The sequence below is a fragment of the Stutzerimonas sp. NM35 genome (assembly GCF_054604355.1).
On sequence record NZ_CM137728.1, the window covers coordinates 4129300 to 4145101 of the forward strand.

A 15802-nucleotide genomic window follows, 5' to 3' on the forward strand; every position below is an offset into this window, starting at 1 on the left:
GGCTCAGACCGTTTCGACGTTGACCAGGCGGAACACCGCCTCGACCACATCACCCACGGTACGCACCGATTTGAACTCCTCGGCGGCGATCTTCTTGCCGGTCTGGCGCTTGATATGGTCGATCAGGTCGACGGCGTCGATGCTGTCGATTTCCAGATCCTGATACAGGTTGGCTTCCAGGCTGATGCGCTCGGGCTCCAGTTCGAACAGTTCGACCAGCGCGTCGCGCAGGGTCAGGAAAATCTCGTTGCGGCTGTTCACGTGATGACCTCCTCAGGCGACGGCGCGGTTGGCGCTGACATACTCGGCCAGGCTGTCGATGCTGGCGAAGTGCTTGCGGGTGTCCTTCGCGTCGGCGTCGATCTTGATGCCGAAGCGCTTCTGGATGGCCAGACCCAGCTCCAGCGCATCCACGGAGTCCAGGCCCAGCCCCTCGCCGAACAGCGGTTGGTCGGCTGCGATATCATCCGGTGTGAGGTCTTCCAGACCCAGGGCATCAATGATCAGGCGCTTGATTTCAAGCTGTAGTTGGCTCATCGAGTGCGAGCTCCTTTATGAAGTGTCGGTGCAGATGGTCGTTGAGTTGCCGCGAAGCGATCGGCGCCGCGCCCCGTGAAGCGAACGTCTGTGGGTCGATATCATCGCCGACCTGCAAGTGAAAATGAAATCGCCGTGACGGAATGCGGTACCAGGGCTCGGCCTTGGTCAGTGTCGTCGGTGTCACGCTGATCACCACGGGCGTGACCAGCCGCGCACCGCGCAGGGCTATGGCGGCGGCACCTCGGTGAAACTGCGGCGCCTGACCCGGCGTGGTGCGGGTGCCTTCGGGGAAGATGATCAATGTCTGGCCCTGCTGCAGCGCCTCGGCGGCTTCGTCGAGCATTTCTGCGCTGCCGTTGTTGCTGATGTACTGCGCGGCGCGGATCGGCCCCCGGGTGAAGGGGTTGTCCCAGAGGCTCTGCTTGACCACGCAGTTGGCATCACGAATCTGCGCGATCAATACCACCACGTCGATCAGCGAAGGGTGGTTGGCGATGATCAACTGGCCGGGCCTGCCCAGGCGCTCGACCCCCTCGATCTGGTAGGTGAGCACGCCGCTGCGATACATGAACTGGACGAACAGCCAGAACATCCGGTTGACGGTCTTGCGCGCACGCAGACGCTGGCGCAGGGCGTCTCCGGGCAGTAGGGACTGCAGCGGGAACACCACCAGCCGCAAGATCAGCCCGCCCACGCCGAACAGCAGAAAGGACAGGCCGGTGGCGATCAGGCGCCACAGCCACGGCGGGCTGGGGCGCCGGTTCAGAGCGTCTTCTGCCAGGTCCATCGACGTTTCTTCCATTGTTGCTGACGGAGGGGTTGCTGGTCGATCAGCATGCGGATCAGTTCCAGCGCATGGGGCCAGGGGGTTGGCTGCTGCTCATCGTTGCTCGCTTCAAGGCTCAGCCGCCAGCGCTGACCGGATGTGAGGCGCAGCGCCACGGCATAGGGAAAGGGCACGTCATCGATCCAGGGCCCGTAGGCGGCGGGTGGCCGGTCTTCGGCGACCACCACCAGCACCGAGGGCGCACCTTCGGCCAGCAGCAGGCCGGCTTCGAGCATGGCGTGTTCCAGCCCGTCGCCTTCGGCTGCCAGCGCGGTCATTTCGCTGCCGTCGCCCTGCTGGATCGACCACAGGCCGATGATGGCGTTGTGTACCGAAAGGCTGAATTGCGTAGGGGAAAGGGCTTCTTCGCGGGCTAGATCGCTGAGGATGGCGAAGGTGCGCGGTGTTTCACCGTGGCGCGAGGCATACACCAGCGGCATCGGTGGCTGACCTTGCGCCAGCGGCGTGGCCACCGCGAAGGCCATGCGCGCCAGGCGGCTCAGGCGCCGTCGTTGCATGGCCGGCAGAAAGCTGACGTCCGGCTCGTCATCATTTTCGAGGCAGCATGGGTTGCGAGCCCAGGTCGCCCAATCGTCAATATTCGCCAGACCCGGAGCCCAGGCCTGCCATTGATCGATATCGAATTGAATCACGCGAATGCCCACCGGCTTGTTCGCCAGCCTTTTGGTTGGCGGATCGATTACCGCCATGAAGTGCGGGCATTATCCAAGCGGGCTTGGCACGAGGCAAATAAAAGCGGGGCGGACCGAGACGCCGCCCCGCGGGTCTCAGCCTCTGGACGCTTCCAGCGCCTGGGACAGGTCGGCGAGAATGTCGTCGATATGCTCGATACCGATGGACAGCCGCACCATGTCACGGGGCACGCCAGCCTTTTGCAGCTCTTCATCGTTGAGCTGGCGGTGGGTAGTCGAGGCTGGATGACAGGCCAGCGATTTGGCATCGCCGATGTTCACAAGGCGCACCACCAGATTGAGCGCGTCGATGAACCGCGCGCCGGCATCGAAGCCGCCCTTGATGCCGAAGGACAGGATCGCCGCCGGGCGACCGCCGGTATAGCGTTGCGCCAGGGCATGTTCGGGATGATCCGCCAGGCCGGCGTACCGGACCCATTCCACCTGCGGATGTTGTTGCAGGTAGTCGGCAACTTTCAGTGCGTTCTCGCAATGACGCTCCATGCGCAATGCAAGGGTTTCCAGGCCCTGGAGGATCATGAAGGCGTTGAACGGTGACAGCGCCGCACCCATGTTGCGTAGCGGCACCACGCGGCAGCGGGCGATAAAGGCCGCTGCGCCGAAGGTTTCGCTGTAGTTGACGCCGTGGTAGGAGACATCCGGCGTGTTGAGCAACGCGAAGCGTTCACTGTTCTCGGCCCAGGGGAACTTGCCGGAATCCACCACGATGCCGCCGATGCTGGTGCCGTGGCCGCCCATGTACTTGGTCAGCGAATGCACGACGATATCGGCGCCATGCTCGAAAGGGCGGCAGAGGATTGGCGTGGCCACGGTGTTGTCGACGATCAGCGGCACGCCATGCCGGTGCGCGGCATCGGCCAAGGCCTGGATGTCGATGATATTGCCCGCCGGATTGCCGATGGACTCGCAGAACACCGCCTTGGTGTTGCCGTCGATCAGCGCTTCCAGTGCGGCGATGTCGTCATGGGGGGCAAAACGCACCTCGATGCCCTGGCGTGGCAGGGTATGGGCAAAGAGGTTGTAGGTGCCGCCGTAGAGCTTGGCCACCGAGACGATATTGTCACCGGCTTCGGCGATGGTCTGGATTGCATAGGTGATCGCCGCCATGCCCGAGGCCACCGCCAGTGCCGCGACGCCACCTTCCAGCGCCGCGACGCGCTGCTCCAGCACATCGTTGGTCGGGTTCATGATCCGTGTATAGATGTTGCCCGGCACCTTCAGGTCGAACAGGTCGGCGCCATGCTGGGTGCTGTCGAAGGCGTAGGAGGTGGTCTGATAGATGGGTACGGCCACGGCCTTGGTGGTCGGATCGGGGCTGTAGCCGGCATGGATGGTCAGGGTTTCCAGTTTCATGCGCGTTCCTTGTTCTTGTCTGAAAAGCCGCGAGCATGTAAGCAATCGCCGGAAGGGTCAATGATCTGCGGCAAGGCGGCTGCTTACACCGGGACCAGCGGCCAGAACCACGGAATCACCAGCGTTGCCGCGCCCCAGAGCAGCACATTCAGCGGAATTCCAACCTTGAGGAAATCGGTGAAGCGATAGCCGCCGGCGGTATAGACGAAGGTGTTGGTCTGATAACCGATGGGGGTGGCAAAGCTGGCGCTGGCGGCGAACATCACCGCCACCACGAACGCGCGCGGATCGACGCCCATCTGCTGCGCCAGGCCGATGGCGATGGGGGTGACCAGCACCGCCACTGCATTGTTCGACAGCATTTCGGTAAGGGCCGAAGTGAACAGATAGAGAAACGAGAGCATGAACAGCGGGCCGGCCCAGGGCGTGAGGGTGACCACGCTGGAGACGATCAGCTCCACCAGTCCCACCTTGTCCATGGCCACGCTGATCGCCAGCATGCCGAAGATCAGGCTGAGGATCTTCCAGTCCACCGCCTTGTAGGCATCTTCGACATCCAGGCAGCGCGTCGCCAGCACCACCGCCGCGCCGATGATCGCCAAGCCCTCGATGGGCATCACGCCCAGCGCGGCGAGCAGCATCACCGCCATGGTAATGATGATCGCGATGGGTGCCTTGTCGCGGCGGTAGGCGCGCTCCTGCACGGTGTTGAGGCTGATCAACCCGCCGTTGTCGGCGAAGCGCTTGATCTGCGTGGCCGAGCCTTCGACCAGCATGACGTCGCCGAACTGCAGTTCGAAGTCGTCGAAATTGCCCTGGATGTTCTCATCCTGACGATGCACGGCGAGCACGTTGATGCCATAGCGCGCCGACAGGTCGAGGTCGCGCATGGGGCGGTGGCTGAAGCGCGAATCGCGGCCAACGATGGCCTCGACCAGCGTCACGTCATCGCTGCTGATGGTCTCGAAGGCGTCACCGCGATTGAAGGCCAGATGGCCGCTGCCGCGCAGCTCGACCACATCCTTGACCTGACCGTGAATGATCAGCAGATCGCCGGCCTGCAGCGCGAAATCATGCTCCGGGCGGCTGAACAGGCTGGCCCCGCGATTGATCTGCAGTACCTGCAGGCCGCTGCCGCCGTTGAGGTTGGCCTCGGCGATGCTCTTGCCGATCACCGGCGAGCTGGACGGCACCCGCAGTTCGGTCATGAAGGTGCGATCCAGGCGCGGGCCCAGCAGCTTGGAAAGGGTGTCGCGTTCGGGTAGCAAGCGCTTGCCCAGGGTCAGCATATAGAGCATGCCGACCGCGCAAAGCACTGCCCCGGCGGCGGTGATCTCGAACATGCCGAAGGGCGCCAATCCAGCCTTGCGCGCGACGCCATCCACCAGGATGTTGGTCGAGGTGCCGATCATCGTCAGCGTGCCGCCAAGAATGGTCGCGTAGGACAGCGGAATCAGCAGCTTGGAAGGTGTGGTGCCAGCGCGTCGGGCCAGGGAAATCGCCACCGGCGTGAGGATCGCCACCACCGGGGTATTGTTGAGAAAGGCGGAAATCACCAGCGCAGTGATGGTCAGGCCAGCCAGTACGCGAGTCGGGCTGGTGCCCACCAGATCGCCCAGCCAGTTGCCCAGCGCATCGATGCAGCCGGTGCGCTCCAGTGCTGCGGAAATCACGAACATGCAGGCGATGGTCACCGGCGCCGAGTTCGACAGCACCCCCAGCACCTCCGCTGGCGCCAGCAATTGCGCCGCGAGCAGCACCGCCACCGCGATCGCCACGACGATGTCCGGGCTCCAGCTCTCGCGCACGAAAGACACCAGCACCCACACCAGCACGGCGCAGACGAAATAAAGCTGCAGCGATTCAGGGAGCATGGGTTTCCTTAGCGTGCCGACAACGGAGCAGGCCGCCGGGCGGCCCGTGCGCACGATAGGGGGCTCGACTTAGAGTGTCCAGAAACCTTTAACGATGTTTATATGCGTTTTGGTTATTAGCGAGACAGAAAGGAATTTTACTGCCGAGGATTGGACGGTGCCGGTAACCGCTATCTGGGTAACGGTGCGGTACTGAGCAACCGGCAAAAAGACAAAAGCCGCGCAATGCGCGGCTTTGGAGTTGGTGGGCCCACACGGACTCGAACCGTGGACCAAAGGATTATGAGCCCGAGCAAAGGACTGTTTCCTTCTGCTGAAGAATGGCATATGGCTGATTTTACTGATGTTATAGGCTTATTGGTGCGGCATATCAGTTCTCGGTGTGGACGTGATGTGGACGCCAAAAACTGTACCGCCTTGCACGGCTCTTCATTTCCTTTCACAGCGTGCAATTGGCGCTCACCCGCTAAGGCCCGCGTGGCTACTGGGCTGCGCCTGTCCTTTCACCACCCACTCGGTTTGCATTAAAAACACACGCAAAGCCCGTCGGCGGGAGGGGGAACAGTGCGTTTTTGGCTCGAATTTTTTTCTGCCGGGGATTTTCGGCGCGAATGGGCGGATCGTATTGATTGGTGGTTATAGTGTTGATTAGTGTGGCTTGGTGGGTATAATAACCACCACAGTGAGCCGAGTAGGGAAGGGAGTTGTGAATAGCCGACAGCTGATAGAGAAGATCGAAGCTGACGGCTGGTATCTGGTAAGGACTAAGGGCAGTCACCACCACTTCAAGCACCCAACGAAGCCCGGACTGGTGACCATCCCCCACCCCAAAAAGGATCTACTGGCCAAAACAGCGAACAGCATCCTGAAACAAGCCCAGCTCAATTGAGCTGGGTGCTCTACCCCTCGAAGGAGTCGAGATATGCTTTATCCAATTGCGATTCTGCCCGGTGATGACCAGCACGCCTGGGGCGTTGAAGTACCGGATATTCCTGGCTGCTTCTCTGCAGGCGATGACCTGGACGATGCGATGGCCATGGCGCGCGAAGCGATCGAAGGGCATCTGGAGATTCTTGCCGAAGATGGCGCGCCGGTACCGGTGGCCAGCAAGGTGACCGTGCATGCGGTGAATCCGGCTTACGCCGGCTGCACCTGGGCTGTCGTCGATATCGACGTGACCAAATATATGGGCAAGGCTGAAAAGCTGAACATCACTCTTCCTGGACACCTGATCAACCGTATCGATGAATTCGTGAAAGCGCATCCGGAACAAAAAAGCCGCTCTGGCTTTCTGGCCAAGGCGGCGTTACGAGTGCTCGAGCACGCGTGATCCATCACCAAAAAACCCGCCAATCGGCGGGTTTTTGCTATGCGGTAATGGGCTTGAGTTGTCCGGCCAGGGCCGCCGCTGTGCCGGCCTTGGTGGTAAATCCAGCCGCGTCACCAGGGCTTGGCGTTGGCCCTGGTTGATGGGTGTGGCTGGCCAGCTGCATGTTCATCGCCTCCACCAGGTCGAGCAGATCGCACACAACCTGCAGGACGTTGATCGACTGAGAACCCAGCCACGTCTGTGGCGCCACGCTGCGGCGGATGCCCTGGATGTGCTCCTGCATGTCGCCGCCGATTGTGGCGTTGAGCTTCTGGCCGACCACCAGGTTGAGATCCCGCCCGGTGGCCTGGTGCAGATCGTCTACGGCGGCCAGGCTGGCGGATCCGCCTGACAGCAGCTTGAGCGCGCCCAGGGCTTCCACTTTCTTGATGCCGCCCACCGTTTCGGTGCTGTGGTCGTCGACCTCGATCACGCTGCCCTGGTAGTGCTCGGCGTTCTCCAGAGCTGCGATCTGGCGTTGAATCGCCTTGTCCTCGATCTTGCCATCCGTCTGGCGCAGCCAGTTGCCGTCGGCGTCCACGCGCTGCTGGCAGGCCTCGCTGTGCTGCCATACCTGGTCGCCCTTGGGCACGCGCGGCAGGCTCAGCCCATGGGGCAGCACGGTCTGGATGAATGGCTTGTGGGGCAGGCCGTAGGCGAAGCACACGACCACGGTGGTGCCTTCCTCGGGGAAGCCGAAGAAGCCGGCTTCCTGCCCGCCGTTCGGTACCGGCAGCGGCACGCTGGAAAGAATCGGCAGATCCGGATCGGGCTCGCCGTCGGGGAGCAGCACCTCAATATCCACGGCGAAGCGCGGGCGGAAGTCATCGCACAGGCCGGGCGCCGCCGGCGCATCCGGTACCGCCACCACGCGACCGAAGCGGGGCAGGTGGTAGCCGCCGGTCAGCTCGGGATATTGCCGCTCTACGCTGCGGCGGATTGCGTCGTCCATTTGATGGCCATCTTGTTGTCGGCAAGCATGACGCTGGTGATTCGCTCGCCCTGGTTGATCGATGCGCCAGGGCGCAGACCGGGCAGGGCTGCGATCATGGCGCTCTGGTTGCCCTGGTAGCCGTCGAACAATTCGACCGGCAACTGCAGTGGTGCTCGAGCACCGAAGAAGCTGTCCGCCCAGCTGCCGGCGAACAGCTCGCCGTCGCCCTGCTGCTGCCAGATGAAGTCGGGGATGCTGAACACGCGGGCCAGGCTGTCCATGGCCTGGTACCCGGCGGCCAGGCTGTAGAAGAAGGGCGTCTTCACCTTTGCATAGGGCCGATCGGGCACGCGGAACCGCAGCCCGGTTTTCTCGCTGGTGGCGGCGAGCACCGCCGTCAGGTCGACGTGGCGCAGGTTCATCGGCATCGGGTTTGCCAGGATCGCCGCCAGCTCACGGCACAGCAGCACCTGCTGCACGCTGTTGGCTGCGGTGCAGCGCTCCACGTAGCCGATGAAGTGGCGCTGCAGCGTGCCTTCGTTGTAGCCGATGTCGAGCGTCACCAGCCCCTTCACCGGGGCGTCGGCCTGGATGGTGAAAGAGGCGCGGCCTGGGCTTTTCAGCTCCAGTCGCACTTCATCCTTCACCAGCGGGTAGGGGATGCCGCCGATGGTCAGCACCTTGTGCAGTTTCATGCTCATCAGGCCAGCCAGTTATCCAGTTTTTTCAGGGTGGCCTCGAAGCCGGTGAGTTCCTCGCTGCTCTCTTCGCCAGCGGCAACGGCTTGCCCTGGTGCGGACTGGCTGGTGACGGCATTGGCTGTTCGCCGCTGTTCTACACGTTCGGGGTTGGACAGTTTCTCCGCCAGGGTGAACTGCACGCGCCACGCGGCCAGCGTATCGTCTTCACGCGCGCTGACTCCGTCGGTGAATTGCACTTGGCGCACGCCGAATGCTGCGGCGGTGTCGTTGACGATGCGGTAGGTTTTTAGCTGTCCACCGCCAGCGGTGGCTTCGGCCAGGCGCATCAGGTTGCGCAGCTGCACCTGGTTAACGAAGGGGATCAGCAACGAGACGGTCAACGTCTTCGGCTTGAAGCCCTTGTGCGCTGCCGTGCTGTTGCTCGTCTGTCCGGACAGATCGTCACTTTCGATGCGCAGGTTGGCCGTGACCTTCATGCCCTTGCCCTGCACCTTTTCACCGTCGAGCAGCAGCGTCATAGCCCTACCAGCTCCCGTACAAAGCTCAAACCATCCAGCGAGCCCACCAGCAGCAGGCCCGCGCTCAATACCCATTCATGGCCTGGGGCATCGCCCTCGAGCAGCTGCCGGCGCAGTTCGCTGGCATCACCAGGGCCGATCAGCCGGGCGCGCATGGTTGTGTCGGCGGCGCTGTTGGCCAGCAGCGCCTTCAGGTCCGCCAGCTGCTGGTCGCGGCCTTGCTGCTGGCTGGCCTTGCGCCCGGCCAGCGCGGCGAGGTCGGCCATCGGCGAGCTGTCGGCGGCATAGCTCTCCAGTACGGCCAACTGGCCAGCCATGGACTGTTTGGCGGCCTTGGTGATTGTGCAGCGCTCCAAGGGCAGGGCGCCCCAGCGGGGTAGCGGGCCGGCAGCGGGGATTTCCCACTTTTCGCTTTCCAGGCGCGACAGGTGCCGCGCACGCCGTTCGGCGCGCACCAGGTCCGGTACCGGCAGCAGCGCATTGAAGCGCGCCAGGGTTTCGGCCAGTTGGTCGTAGCGGGTGGCCAGGAACAGCACCACCAGGGCGAACTGGGGGCCGCTGGGTTTGCCCTGGTCGGATTGGTCGAGCAACTTCGCGGCGAGATGCTGCAGCAGGTTCGGTGCCGACAGAAAGCGCTGGTGGCCCCGGCCTTGGCCGATGCCGCTCTGGAACGGCGTTACCGTCAGGCAGGCCGGAGCTTCGCCCAGTTGGCTGCCCAGCGCGGCGCGACCAGTGGCGATCACGCCGGCGGCAGCGTCTCCGACTGGTCCCGGATTGGTGGTGGCGAGCCCGTCGAGCCCGGCGAGCCGCAGCGCCGTGCCGGCCAGCTCGCCGCCGGCCAGATCCTTCGCCGCGTCGAGCTCCGCCATCCACTGGGTGGCTTGCTCGGGCCAGCGCATGGTCACGGGTGCCCAGGTCACGGCTGCGGCGCCTCCCAGCTGATCGCCTCGAGGGCGGCCAGGTCGCCGGCTTCAAGGGCGGCATCCAGCTGCTTTTTCAGTGCGTCGGCGCGCTGCAGCAGCTGCAGCTTGTAAAGCGTGAAGTCGTCGCCCACCTGGCGTAGCTGTTCGGCGGTGTGCGGGCGGAATTCCTTCACACCCTGCTCGTCGCGGCAGGCGTAGGGCATGTCGAGGCCGCGAAGCACCGCGCCGGTCAGGTTCAGCTGGTCGTCCAGCTGGCTGCTGTAGCGATGGGGCTCGCCCAGGGCCTGCGACCAGAAGCGGCCGGTAATTGCCGCCTCGCACGCGGTGTTGATTACCTGGTATTTCTCGGCATGCCTGCGCACCAGGGTGGCAGGGATCTCGTCGACCCATTCGCCGTTGCGCCATTCCTGCCCAAGCTCGGGAACGCTCAGAGTGTGGCCGGCCGGGAGCGCGCCGGTGCGCTCTATCACCAGCGGCTGGCCGGTGCTGGTGTTGTAGGCGGTCAGTCCCCGGTAACAGCTGATCAACTGCCAGCGCTGGCCATCCCATCGCGGAACTTGATGCTCGCCAGGGGCCGGCGGGGCTACCTCGATGCAGCCGCCCGGGATCAGCCAAACGTCAGGTTCGATCGGGCACGGGTCGGCTGTTGTTGTACCGGTGAAGATGCCCAGGGCATCGGTCTGGTAGACGGTTTTGGTTGCCATGATAGAACCTCAGAATTTGATACAGGCCAGCAAGGCGATGTTGCGCGGACGCGCTTCAGTACCGCCGCTTTCGTCGATAGTCACCGAGTGCGAGTGCGAGCCGGCTGATTGAGTTGTGCTAGCCAGTGCTTGCGTTGTGAAGCCGCTGCCTGTTCCCGCGCCCGCCCCACTTGTAGAGGGAGCGGTCCGGTAATCGGTGTATGAGTGGCTGTGGCTGCCACCCGTGCTGGCGCGTCCCGTGTGGCTGTGGGAGGCGTTCTGCCCCTCTTGGAACGTACCGAAGGCGCGCCCTGCGTCGATTCCTCGGGCATCATCCCAGCCGCGGACGAACTCGCCGCGCAGGTCCGGCAGGGTGAACGTCGTGCTGCCATCGCCATCGCCGAAGGTGGTGCCGATCGCTGCGAACAACGCAGCGTAGGTTGTGCGGCTGACTGCCGCGCCGTTGGCTTTAAGCCATCCGGTCGGCGGAGTGTTTCGGGCAAAGGTCGCTACCATGCCCTCCAGCGAGCGCACCGACTGACCCATGACGAAATTGAGCGCGGCGGTGGTCGCCAGGATATTGCTGCTGTTGCTGGCGGGGTCATCGCTCTTGGCGTTTGGCAGGTTGCCCAGGCCGACATCATCTTTCGTTGTGGCGCGTGCGCGCAGGCCCATATAGTCGCCGTTGCGGAAGGCGATCATGCCCACCAGCGGGCTGCTGACTGGCTCCACCGTGCGCCTGTCGATGATAGTACTGCTGTTGGGCAGATCCGCGATGGCAATGTGGTGATGACGGAAACCGGCGCCGTCGGTGTATTCCTGATTTCCGGCTTCTTCGGCCACGTAGGCCAGACGCCACGACGCCACCACGTCGTTCAGTTCGCGGTTTAGGGCCACATCCAGCATGGCGCGGCAAGGGAATGGCGGCTGCATCACGGGATGCGCGGCATCCAGCTGCAGGCGCATGCCTTCCACATAGGCCGTGCCCGGCTTGAGTTGATACCCCGAGCCCACTTTCTCCAACTGCAGCGAGTTGCCGAAGAAGCAGGCGCGACCGTAGATGTCGCGATTACTCAGACGCTCGCGTTCGTCGATGCCGGCCAGGCGCACGGTGAAGTCGTGCTGCCAGGTGCTAGCGTCGATGGTGATCCCAGTCAGCGCCTGGGCACCGTCGAATGCCACTAGAAAGTTGCGGGTTATGTTGTTGCCGACCTGGAGCGGTGGGATGTTTCGGAGCTTCTGCTGTAGTGGGATGGTGGCCACGGCGAACAGCACGCCCTCGGCGGTTACCAGGCCGATCCAGTTGAAATTCCAGTCGCCGACGTCGCTGCCGATCTGAGCGCTGTAGACCACCTGGCTAGGGTTAACATAGCCACGGTTCTCGGTCGGAATCGTGTATTCATGGACGATATTCGCATACATCGGCATTTTTGCAGCGCGATCGATCGGCGTGTTTGGATTTTGGCCGGCCACATTGGCGAAGATGAAGCGGGTGATGTTCAGCGGTTGTTGAGCAGCCTGTTTTTGCGCGATCAGGTCTTCACCGGCAATGGTGATCGTTGCCCCCATGGGGTTCTCCTACAGTCTGGCGACCAGCGTTTGCTGGTCGTCGTTGAAATGCACGGTCATCACGCCCACGGGCAGGGCTGTGATCGTTACGATGTCATATCGGCGACAGGTGCGACCGTACTGCTGGATTAGCACGCGCATCAGCTCGCTGTTGTTGTTGTCCATCTGGGAGTCGGTCAGGCGCAGCAGCACCACGTCCCAGTCCCGGTCAGGCAGACGCTCCTCGATCTCCACGTAACCGACGCCCAGGCGCTGCAGGATCCGCTTCATCCCCGCCACGGTGCCGGCGTCCACCGCATTGACGAAGGCGTGCTTCACGCGCAGCCGGTACAGCGTTTCGGGTTCGTCCTTGAAGCGGGTGATGTCCCGCTGCCACGCCAGCAGATCCAGGATGGTCAGATGGCAGGTGTCCGGGTCCATCTGCAGCAGCGGCCAGCGCAGCCAGCCTTCCACCTTTGCCCACCAGGATGTGGCGGCAGCCTTCAGCTTGGTCAGCTCGGTACCGGCGAGCCAGAAGGGCAGGTCGAGCTTGATCATGGGCGCGCCTCGCATGGGAACTTCGCTGCTACAGGCCGGTCATTGCCAGTGGCGGTCGGCCGGACGGACGCCCCTCCCCATTGGTTTTCGCCGGTCGCCGTCTTTCCTACCTCAAGCATTCACCACCTCCAGGCTCTGGATACGCGGGATGCTCAGCTCGGACACAATGTCCGCATTGGCAAACTTCAACGACTCGACGCCAGGGAACTGCTGATGCAGCTCCTCGCCCAGCCTGCTGAATGAAAAGCGCGACTGTGGGTACGTCAAAGTCGGCTGGAAATCACGTGGCGTGCTCTCGCGAAACGCCGATCGCACAAACAGCTCCACTTCATCGCGCAGCGTCTCGCGCTGTTCAGCGGTCAGGGTTGGACGGGGCCAGAGCGTCAGGCTGATGGCGTGCAGGGTTTCCGGCATCACCATCACCAGCAGGTCATCACCATGGCCATGGTTGCCGCTGTCGCGAATGTGCGCGTTGATCTGCTCCAGGTACGTCTCGCCCGGTACGTCAGCCTCGAACAGCACGAAGGCATTGGCGCTGCCTGGGCCGCGCGGGGCGCCGTGCTCGAAGTACACGCCATCGGGCCGCACGCCCGGGAAGGCGGCGATCATGGCGCGGTACACCGCATCGGTGTGCCACTGGTTTACCGCTGAGAATTGGTTACGCACCCGCAGGCGCAGCTCGTCGTCAGGTTCCGGATCGGCGCCCGGCGAAGCCAGCCAGCCGTCGTTGTTCACCACAGAAGCGATGCCCGGTACTGGCTGCGGCAGGATGGCGTAGTAGCCCGGTGCAAGGTTATAGCCGCTGCCCACGTCCACCGCTTCCACGGGGATTTCCAGCTGCATCAGCCCATCGGTGAAGGTGCCGGCTGCGGTCGTCACCAACTGGTAGATGTGGCCGTTGATCGATGCTGACTGCACCACCGTGCCGGCGGGCAACTCCAGCGCGCCGCCTGCTTCCAGGCGACTGAACAACAGCACGCCCTGTGCTTTTGTCGCGCCCTTGCGCTCGACGTTCACGGCCCAGGCCAGCATGTCCAGCCAGGCGCCGACGGCGGTTTTTACAAAGAAGTTCGGCAGCACCGTTCCGCTGATAAAGGTGATCAGCCACAGCACGGGCTTGGTCACCAGAGCGGTGATGACACGCCAGAACGGCGAATAGGCGCTGGTGTTGCTCAGCTTGCTGCCCTGGGCGGTTACCTCACTTTCCCACGCTTGGCGCAGGCCCGCCTCGGTGGTAGGGATGCCCGCATCCATCAGCGCTTGCTTGAAATCCACGTCACTCAAAGGGTCACCTCGATACTGCCGAATTTCAGGGTCTTGGCGGTGACCAGGTACTGGCCTGGCTCCACCTGGGTGATCAGTGCGGTACCGGGTACCAGGCGTTCGTCGGCCTCCACCAGCAGCTCCATCTGCTGGATGCAATCGCGTTGGCGCAGCCGGTCGCGCTCGGCTACCAGCGTCACCAGCAGGCCGCTGTCGCGAATCATGTGGGCGATGTCCTGGGCGATGCTTGCGCGGTCGTCCACCAGCAGCGGTTGGCGGGACAGGTCCAGCACCAGGTCGTTGTCGGCGATCAGCAGGTCGATGTACTCGCTCATCCGCCCACCGCCATGCTCAGCATGTTTTCCAGCTCAAGCGGGCTCATGGCCTTGCCCGTGTGGATCTCGACCTTTTCCACGCGGTTGCCACGGTTCTGGTTATTGGTGTTCTGAATGCTGGTCAGCAGCCCGCCCGGCGGCACTGCGGTGGCTCGCTGCGGCGAAAGGCTGGGGATGGCGTTGTTGATGGTGGCTTGGGCCTTCTGGGCGCGTTCCGCTTGCTCCACGGCGGACATGGCCGCACTGGTGCCGGGCATCTCCGGCATGGCGCCGAACTGCGCATCGATGTTGATGCCGGGGATCTTGTTCAGCATGGCGATCAGGCCGTTGATCGCGTTGTGGAAGATCGTGACGATGCCATCCCATGCCGCCTTGGCCATGCCGGCCCAGCCGCCCATTGAGTCGAACCAGCCGGTCAGGGCTGCGAACTGCTCGCTGATCCACTGGAACGCCGCAGTGTTCATCAGCGCTGCCGTCCAGTCGTCCCACCAGTAGATGGCCGCAGCCACAGCGGCCACCAGCGCGATGATGCCGACCACGATCCACGTCACCGGGTTGGCCCACAATGCACCGTTGGTAAGCCAGATCGCGGCCTGCCACAGCAGCATGGCGCCTTTAACCAGGCCCATCCACAGCAGCATTGAGGCCAGGCCGATGACGAACGCACCGATGCTGGCCACGTGCATCAGGAACATGCCGACGCTCTTCCATCCGATCAGCGTCGCCAACTTCCAGACGGTTATCAGCGGCAACCAGACCATCTTGGCCATGGCTACCAGGGCGGTCAGCGTGGCCAGGCCCGCAATAAGGCCGAAAACCACGAGTGTCAGAACGCCTACTATCCTGGTGATGTTTGGAAAGAGGGTAGTCCAGCGCGTCAACGTGCTGGCAATGCCCGTCATCCGCTCCATCAGAGGCGTCAGCAGCGGAATCAGTGCCTGCCCGAAGGCAATCCGCAGTGCCTGCACCGCAGCCCCGAACTGCTGCCACGGGTCCACCATGGCCTTGGCCATCTGCTCGGCGGTCTCCAGGCCGCGCACCTTGCCCAGCTGCTCCATGCCATTGGCCAACCGCCCGGTATCGCCCATCAGGGTGGTGATCAGCCGCGCCGCTTCGCCGCCAAAGGCATCGCGCAGCGCCTTGCCGTTGGCCTCGATCGACAGGTCACCGAACTTGCCCTGGAGCTTGTCCAGGATGTCCATCATCGGCAGCAGCTTGCCCTGCTGGTCCACGAAGCTCATGCCGAGCTTTTCCGACGCACCGCTGACGTTCTCGAAGAAGGCCTTGTAGGCCCCGCCGGCAGCGCCGCCATCCATCGTGCTGCTCAGCGTGCCGAGGATGGCCATCTGTTCAGCCAGATCCACGCCAGCCGTGGTCGCCAGCCCGCCGGCGCCCTTGAAGGCCTCGCCGATCTGCGCACCACTGGTGCGGAATAGCTTCACTGCCAGCGCTGTCTGGCCGCCCAGCTGCTCGACCCATGCGCTTTTGCCCATGGCATCGGCCTGGCCTTTGAACGTGTTGTACATGGTGCCCAGGTAGGCACTCATCGTCGCCGCATCGCCCTTGGTGGCCTTGGCCAGCAGGTTGCTGGTGTTGGTGAAGGTCGCCAGCTGCGAGCCGGTCAGGCCCTTGATGGCGCCCTCGATGCTGTACGCAGACGCCAC

Annotated in this window: 18 protein-coding genes; 2 read left to right on the forward strand and 16 right to left on the reverse strand. The window is 63.4% G+C overall.

What is annotated here, in order from left to right; translation table 11 throughout:
• Window positions 1-3: 3 nt before the first annotated feature.
• The 6 genes from ACYCFC_RS19050 to ACYCFC_RS19075 form a co-directional block, all read right to left on the reverse strand.
• A complete protein-coding gene (locus ACYCFC_RS19050; RefSeq protein WP_459652590.1) occupies window positions 4-261 on the reverse strand; it encodes an acyl carrier protein in 258 nt (85 codons plus the stop codon).
• A gap of 12 nt (window positions 262-273) precedes the next feature.
• Window positions 274-537, reverse strand: coding sequence for a phosphopantetheine-binding protein (locus ACYCFC_RS19055; protein WP_181082873.1), 264 nt, complete (start codon window positions 535-537; stop codon window positions 274-276).
• A complete protein-coding gene (locus tag ACYCFC_RS19060; RefSeq protein WP_459652591.1) occupies window positions 518-1327 on the reverse strand; it encodes a lysophospholipid acyltransferase family protein in 810 nt (269 codons plus the stop codon). The genes ACYCFC_RS19055 and ACYCFC_RS19060 overlap by 20 nt, the downstream gene beginning before the upstream one ends.
• Entirely contained in the window at window positions 1303-2025 is a 723-nt protein-coding gene (locus tag ACYCFC_RS19065; protein WP_459654030.1) for a beta-ketoacyl synthase chain length factor, read from the reverse strand. Before ACYCFC_RS19065 ends, ACYCFC_RS19060 begins: the two co-directional genes overlap by 25 nt.
• Before the next feature lie 129 nt (window positions 2026-2154).
• Complete coding sequence (locus tag ACYCFC_RS19070) at window positions 2155-3432, reverse strand: bifunctional O-acetylhomoserine aminocarboxypropyltransferase/cysteine synthase (protein ID WP_459652592.1); 1278 nt, start codon at window positions 3430-3432, stop codon at window positions 2155-2157.
• A gap of 83 nt (window positions 3433-3515) precedes the next feature.
• Entirely contained in the window at window positions 3516-5306 is a 1791-nt protein-coding gene (locus tag ACYCFC_RS19075; RefSeq protein ID WP_181082876.1) for an SLC13 family permease, read from the reverse strand.
• 706 nt (window positions 5307-6012) lie between these two features.
• On the opposite strand from ACYCFC_RS19075, the gene ACYCFC_RS19080 reads away from it, so the two are divergent.
• Window positions 6013-6195, forward strand: a complete 183-nt coding sequence (locus ACYCFC_RS19080) for a type II toxin-antitoxin system HicA family toxin (protein WP_459652593.1) — start codon at window positions 6013-6015, stop codon at window positions 6193-6195.
• 33 nt (window positions 6196-6228) lie between these two features.
• Window positions 6229-6636 (forward strand): type II toxin-antitoxin system HicB family antitoxin, encoded by a 408-nt coding sequence (locus tag ACYCFC_RS19085; RefSeq protein WP_459652594.1) that lies wholly within the window; start codon window positions 6229-6231, stop codon window positions 6634-6636.
• Between the two features lie 37 nt (window positions 6637-6673).
• On the opposite strand, the gene ACYCFC_RS19090 is transcribed toward ACYCFC_RS19085, so the two are convergent.
• The 10 genes from ACYCFC_RS19090 to ACYCFC_RS19135 all read right to left on the reverse strand — a co-directional run bounded on the left by ACYCFC_RS19090 (window position 6674) and on the right by ACYCFC_RS19135 (window position 15802).
• Entirely contained in the window at window positions 6674-7627 is a 954-nt protein-coding gene (locus ACYCFC_RS19090; protein ID WP_459652595.1) for a hypothetical protein, read from the reverse strand.
• Window positions 7600-8310, reverse strand: coding sequence for a hypothetical protein (locus tag ACYCFC_RS19095; protein WP_459652596.1), 711 nt, complete (start codon window positions 8308-8310; stop codon window positions 7600-7602). Before ACYCFC_RS19095 ends, ACYCFC_RS19090 begins: the two co-directional genes overlap by 28 nt.
• Window positions 8310-8828, reverse strand: a complete 519-nt coding sequence (locus ACYCFC_RS19100; protein ID WP_459652597.1) for a baseplate complex protein — start codon at window positions 8826-8828, stop codon at window positions 8310-8312. Before ACYCFC_RS19100 ends, ACYCFC_RS19095 begins: the two co-directional genes overlap by 1 nt.
• Complete coding sequence (locus ACYCFC_RS19105) at window positions 8825-9748, reverse strand: hypothetical protein (protein ID WP_459652598.1); 924 nt, start codon at window positions 9746-9748, stop codon at window positions 8825-8827. Before ACYCFC_RS19105 ends, ACYCFC_RS19100 begins: the two co-directional genes overlap by 4 nt.
• Window positions 9745-10455: a DUF4376 domain-containing protein gene (locus tag ACYCFC_RS19110; RefSeq protein WP_459652599.1), complete on the reverse strand. Its 711-nt coding sequence runs from the start codon at window positions 10453-10455 to the stop codon at window positions 9745-9747. The genes ACYCFC_RS19105 and ACYCFC_RS19110 overlap by 4 nt, the downstream gene beginning before the upstream one ends.
• 9 nt (window positions 10456-10464) lie before the next feature.
• On the reverse strand, window positions 10465-12003 hold the full coding sequence (locus ACYCFC_RS19115) for a phage tail-collar fiber domain-containing protein (RefSeq protein WP_459652600.1): 1539 nt from the start codon (window positions 12001-12003) through the stop codon (window positions 10465-10467).
• A 9-nt stretch (window positions 12004-12012) separates the two neighbouring features.
• Entirely contained in the window at window positions 12013-12540 is a 528-nt protein-coding gene (locus ACYCFC_RS19120) for a phage tail protein (protein ID WP_459652601.1), read from the reverse strand.
• Window positions 12541-12651: 111 nt separating this feature from the next.
• Window positions 12652-13824 carry a baseplate J/gp47 family protein gene (locus ACYCFC_RS19125; RefSeq protein WP_459652602.1) on the reverse strand — a complete coding sequence of 391 codons (1173 nt, stop codon included), beginning with the start codon at window positions 13822-13824 and terminating at the stop codon, window positions 12652-12654.
• A complete protein-coding gene (locus ACYCFC_RS19130; RefSeq protein WP_459652603.1) occupies window positions 13821-14138 on the reverse strand; it encodes a DUF2590 family protein in 318 nt (105 codons plus the stop codon). Before ACYCFC_RS19130 ends, ACYCFC_RS19125 begins: the two co-directional genes overlap by 4 nt.
• A complete protein-coding gene (locus tag ACYCFC_RS19135) occupies window positions 14135-15802 on the reverse strand; it encodes a phage tail tape measure protein (protein WP_459652604.1) in 1668 nt (555 codons plus the stop codon). Before ACYCFC_RS19135 ends, ACYCFC_RS19130 begins: the two co-directional genes overlap by 4 nt.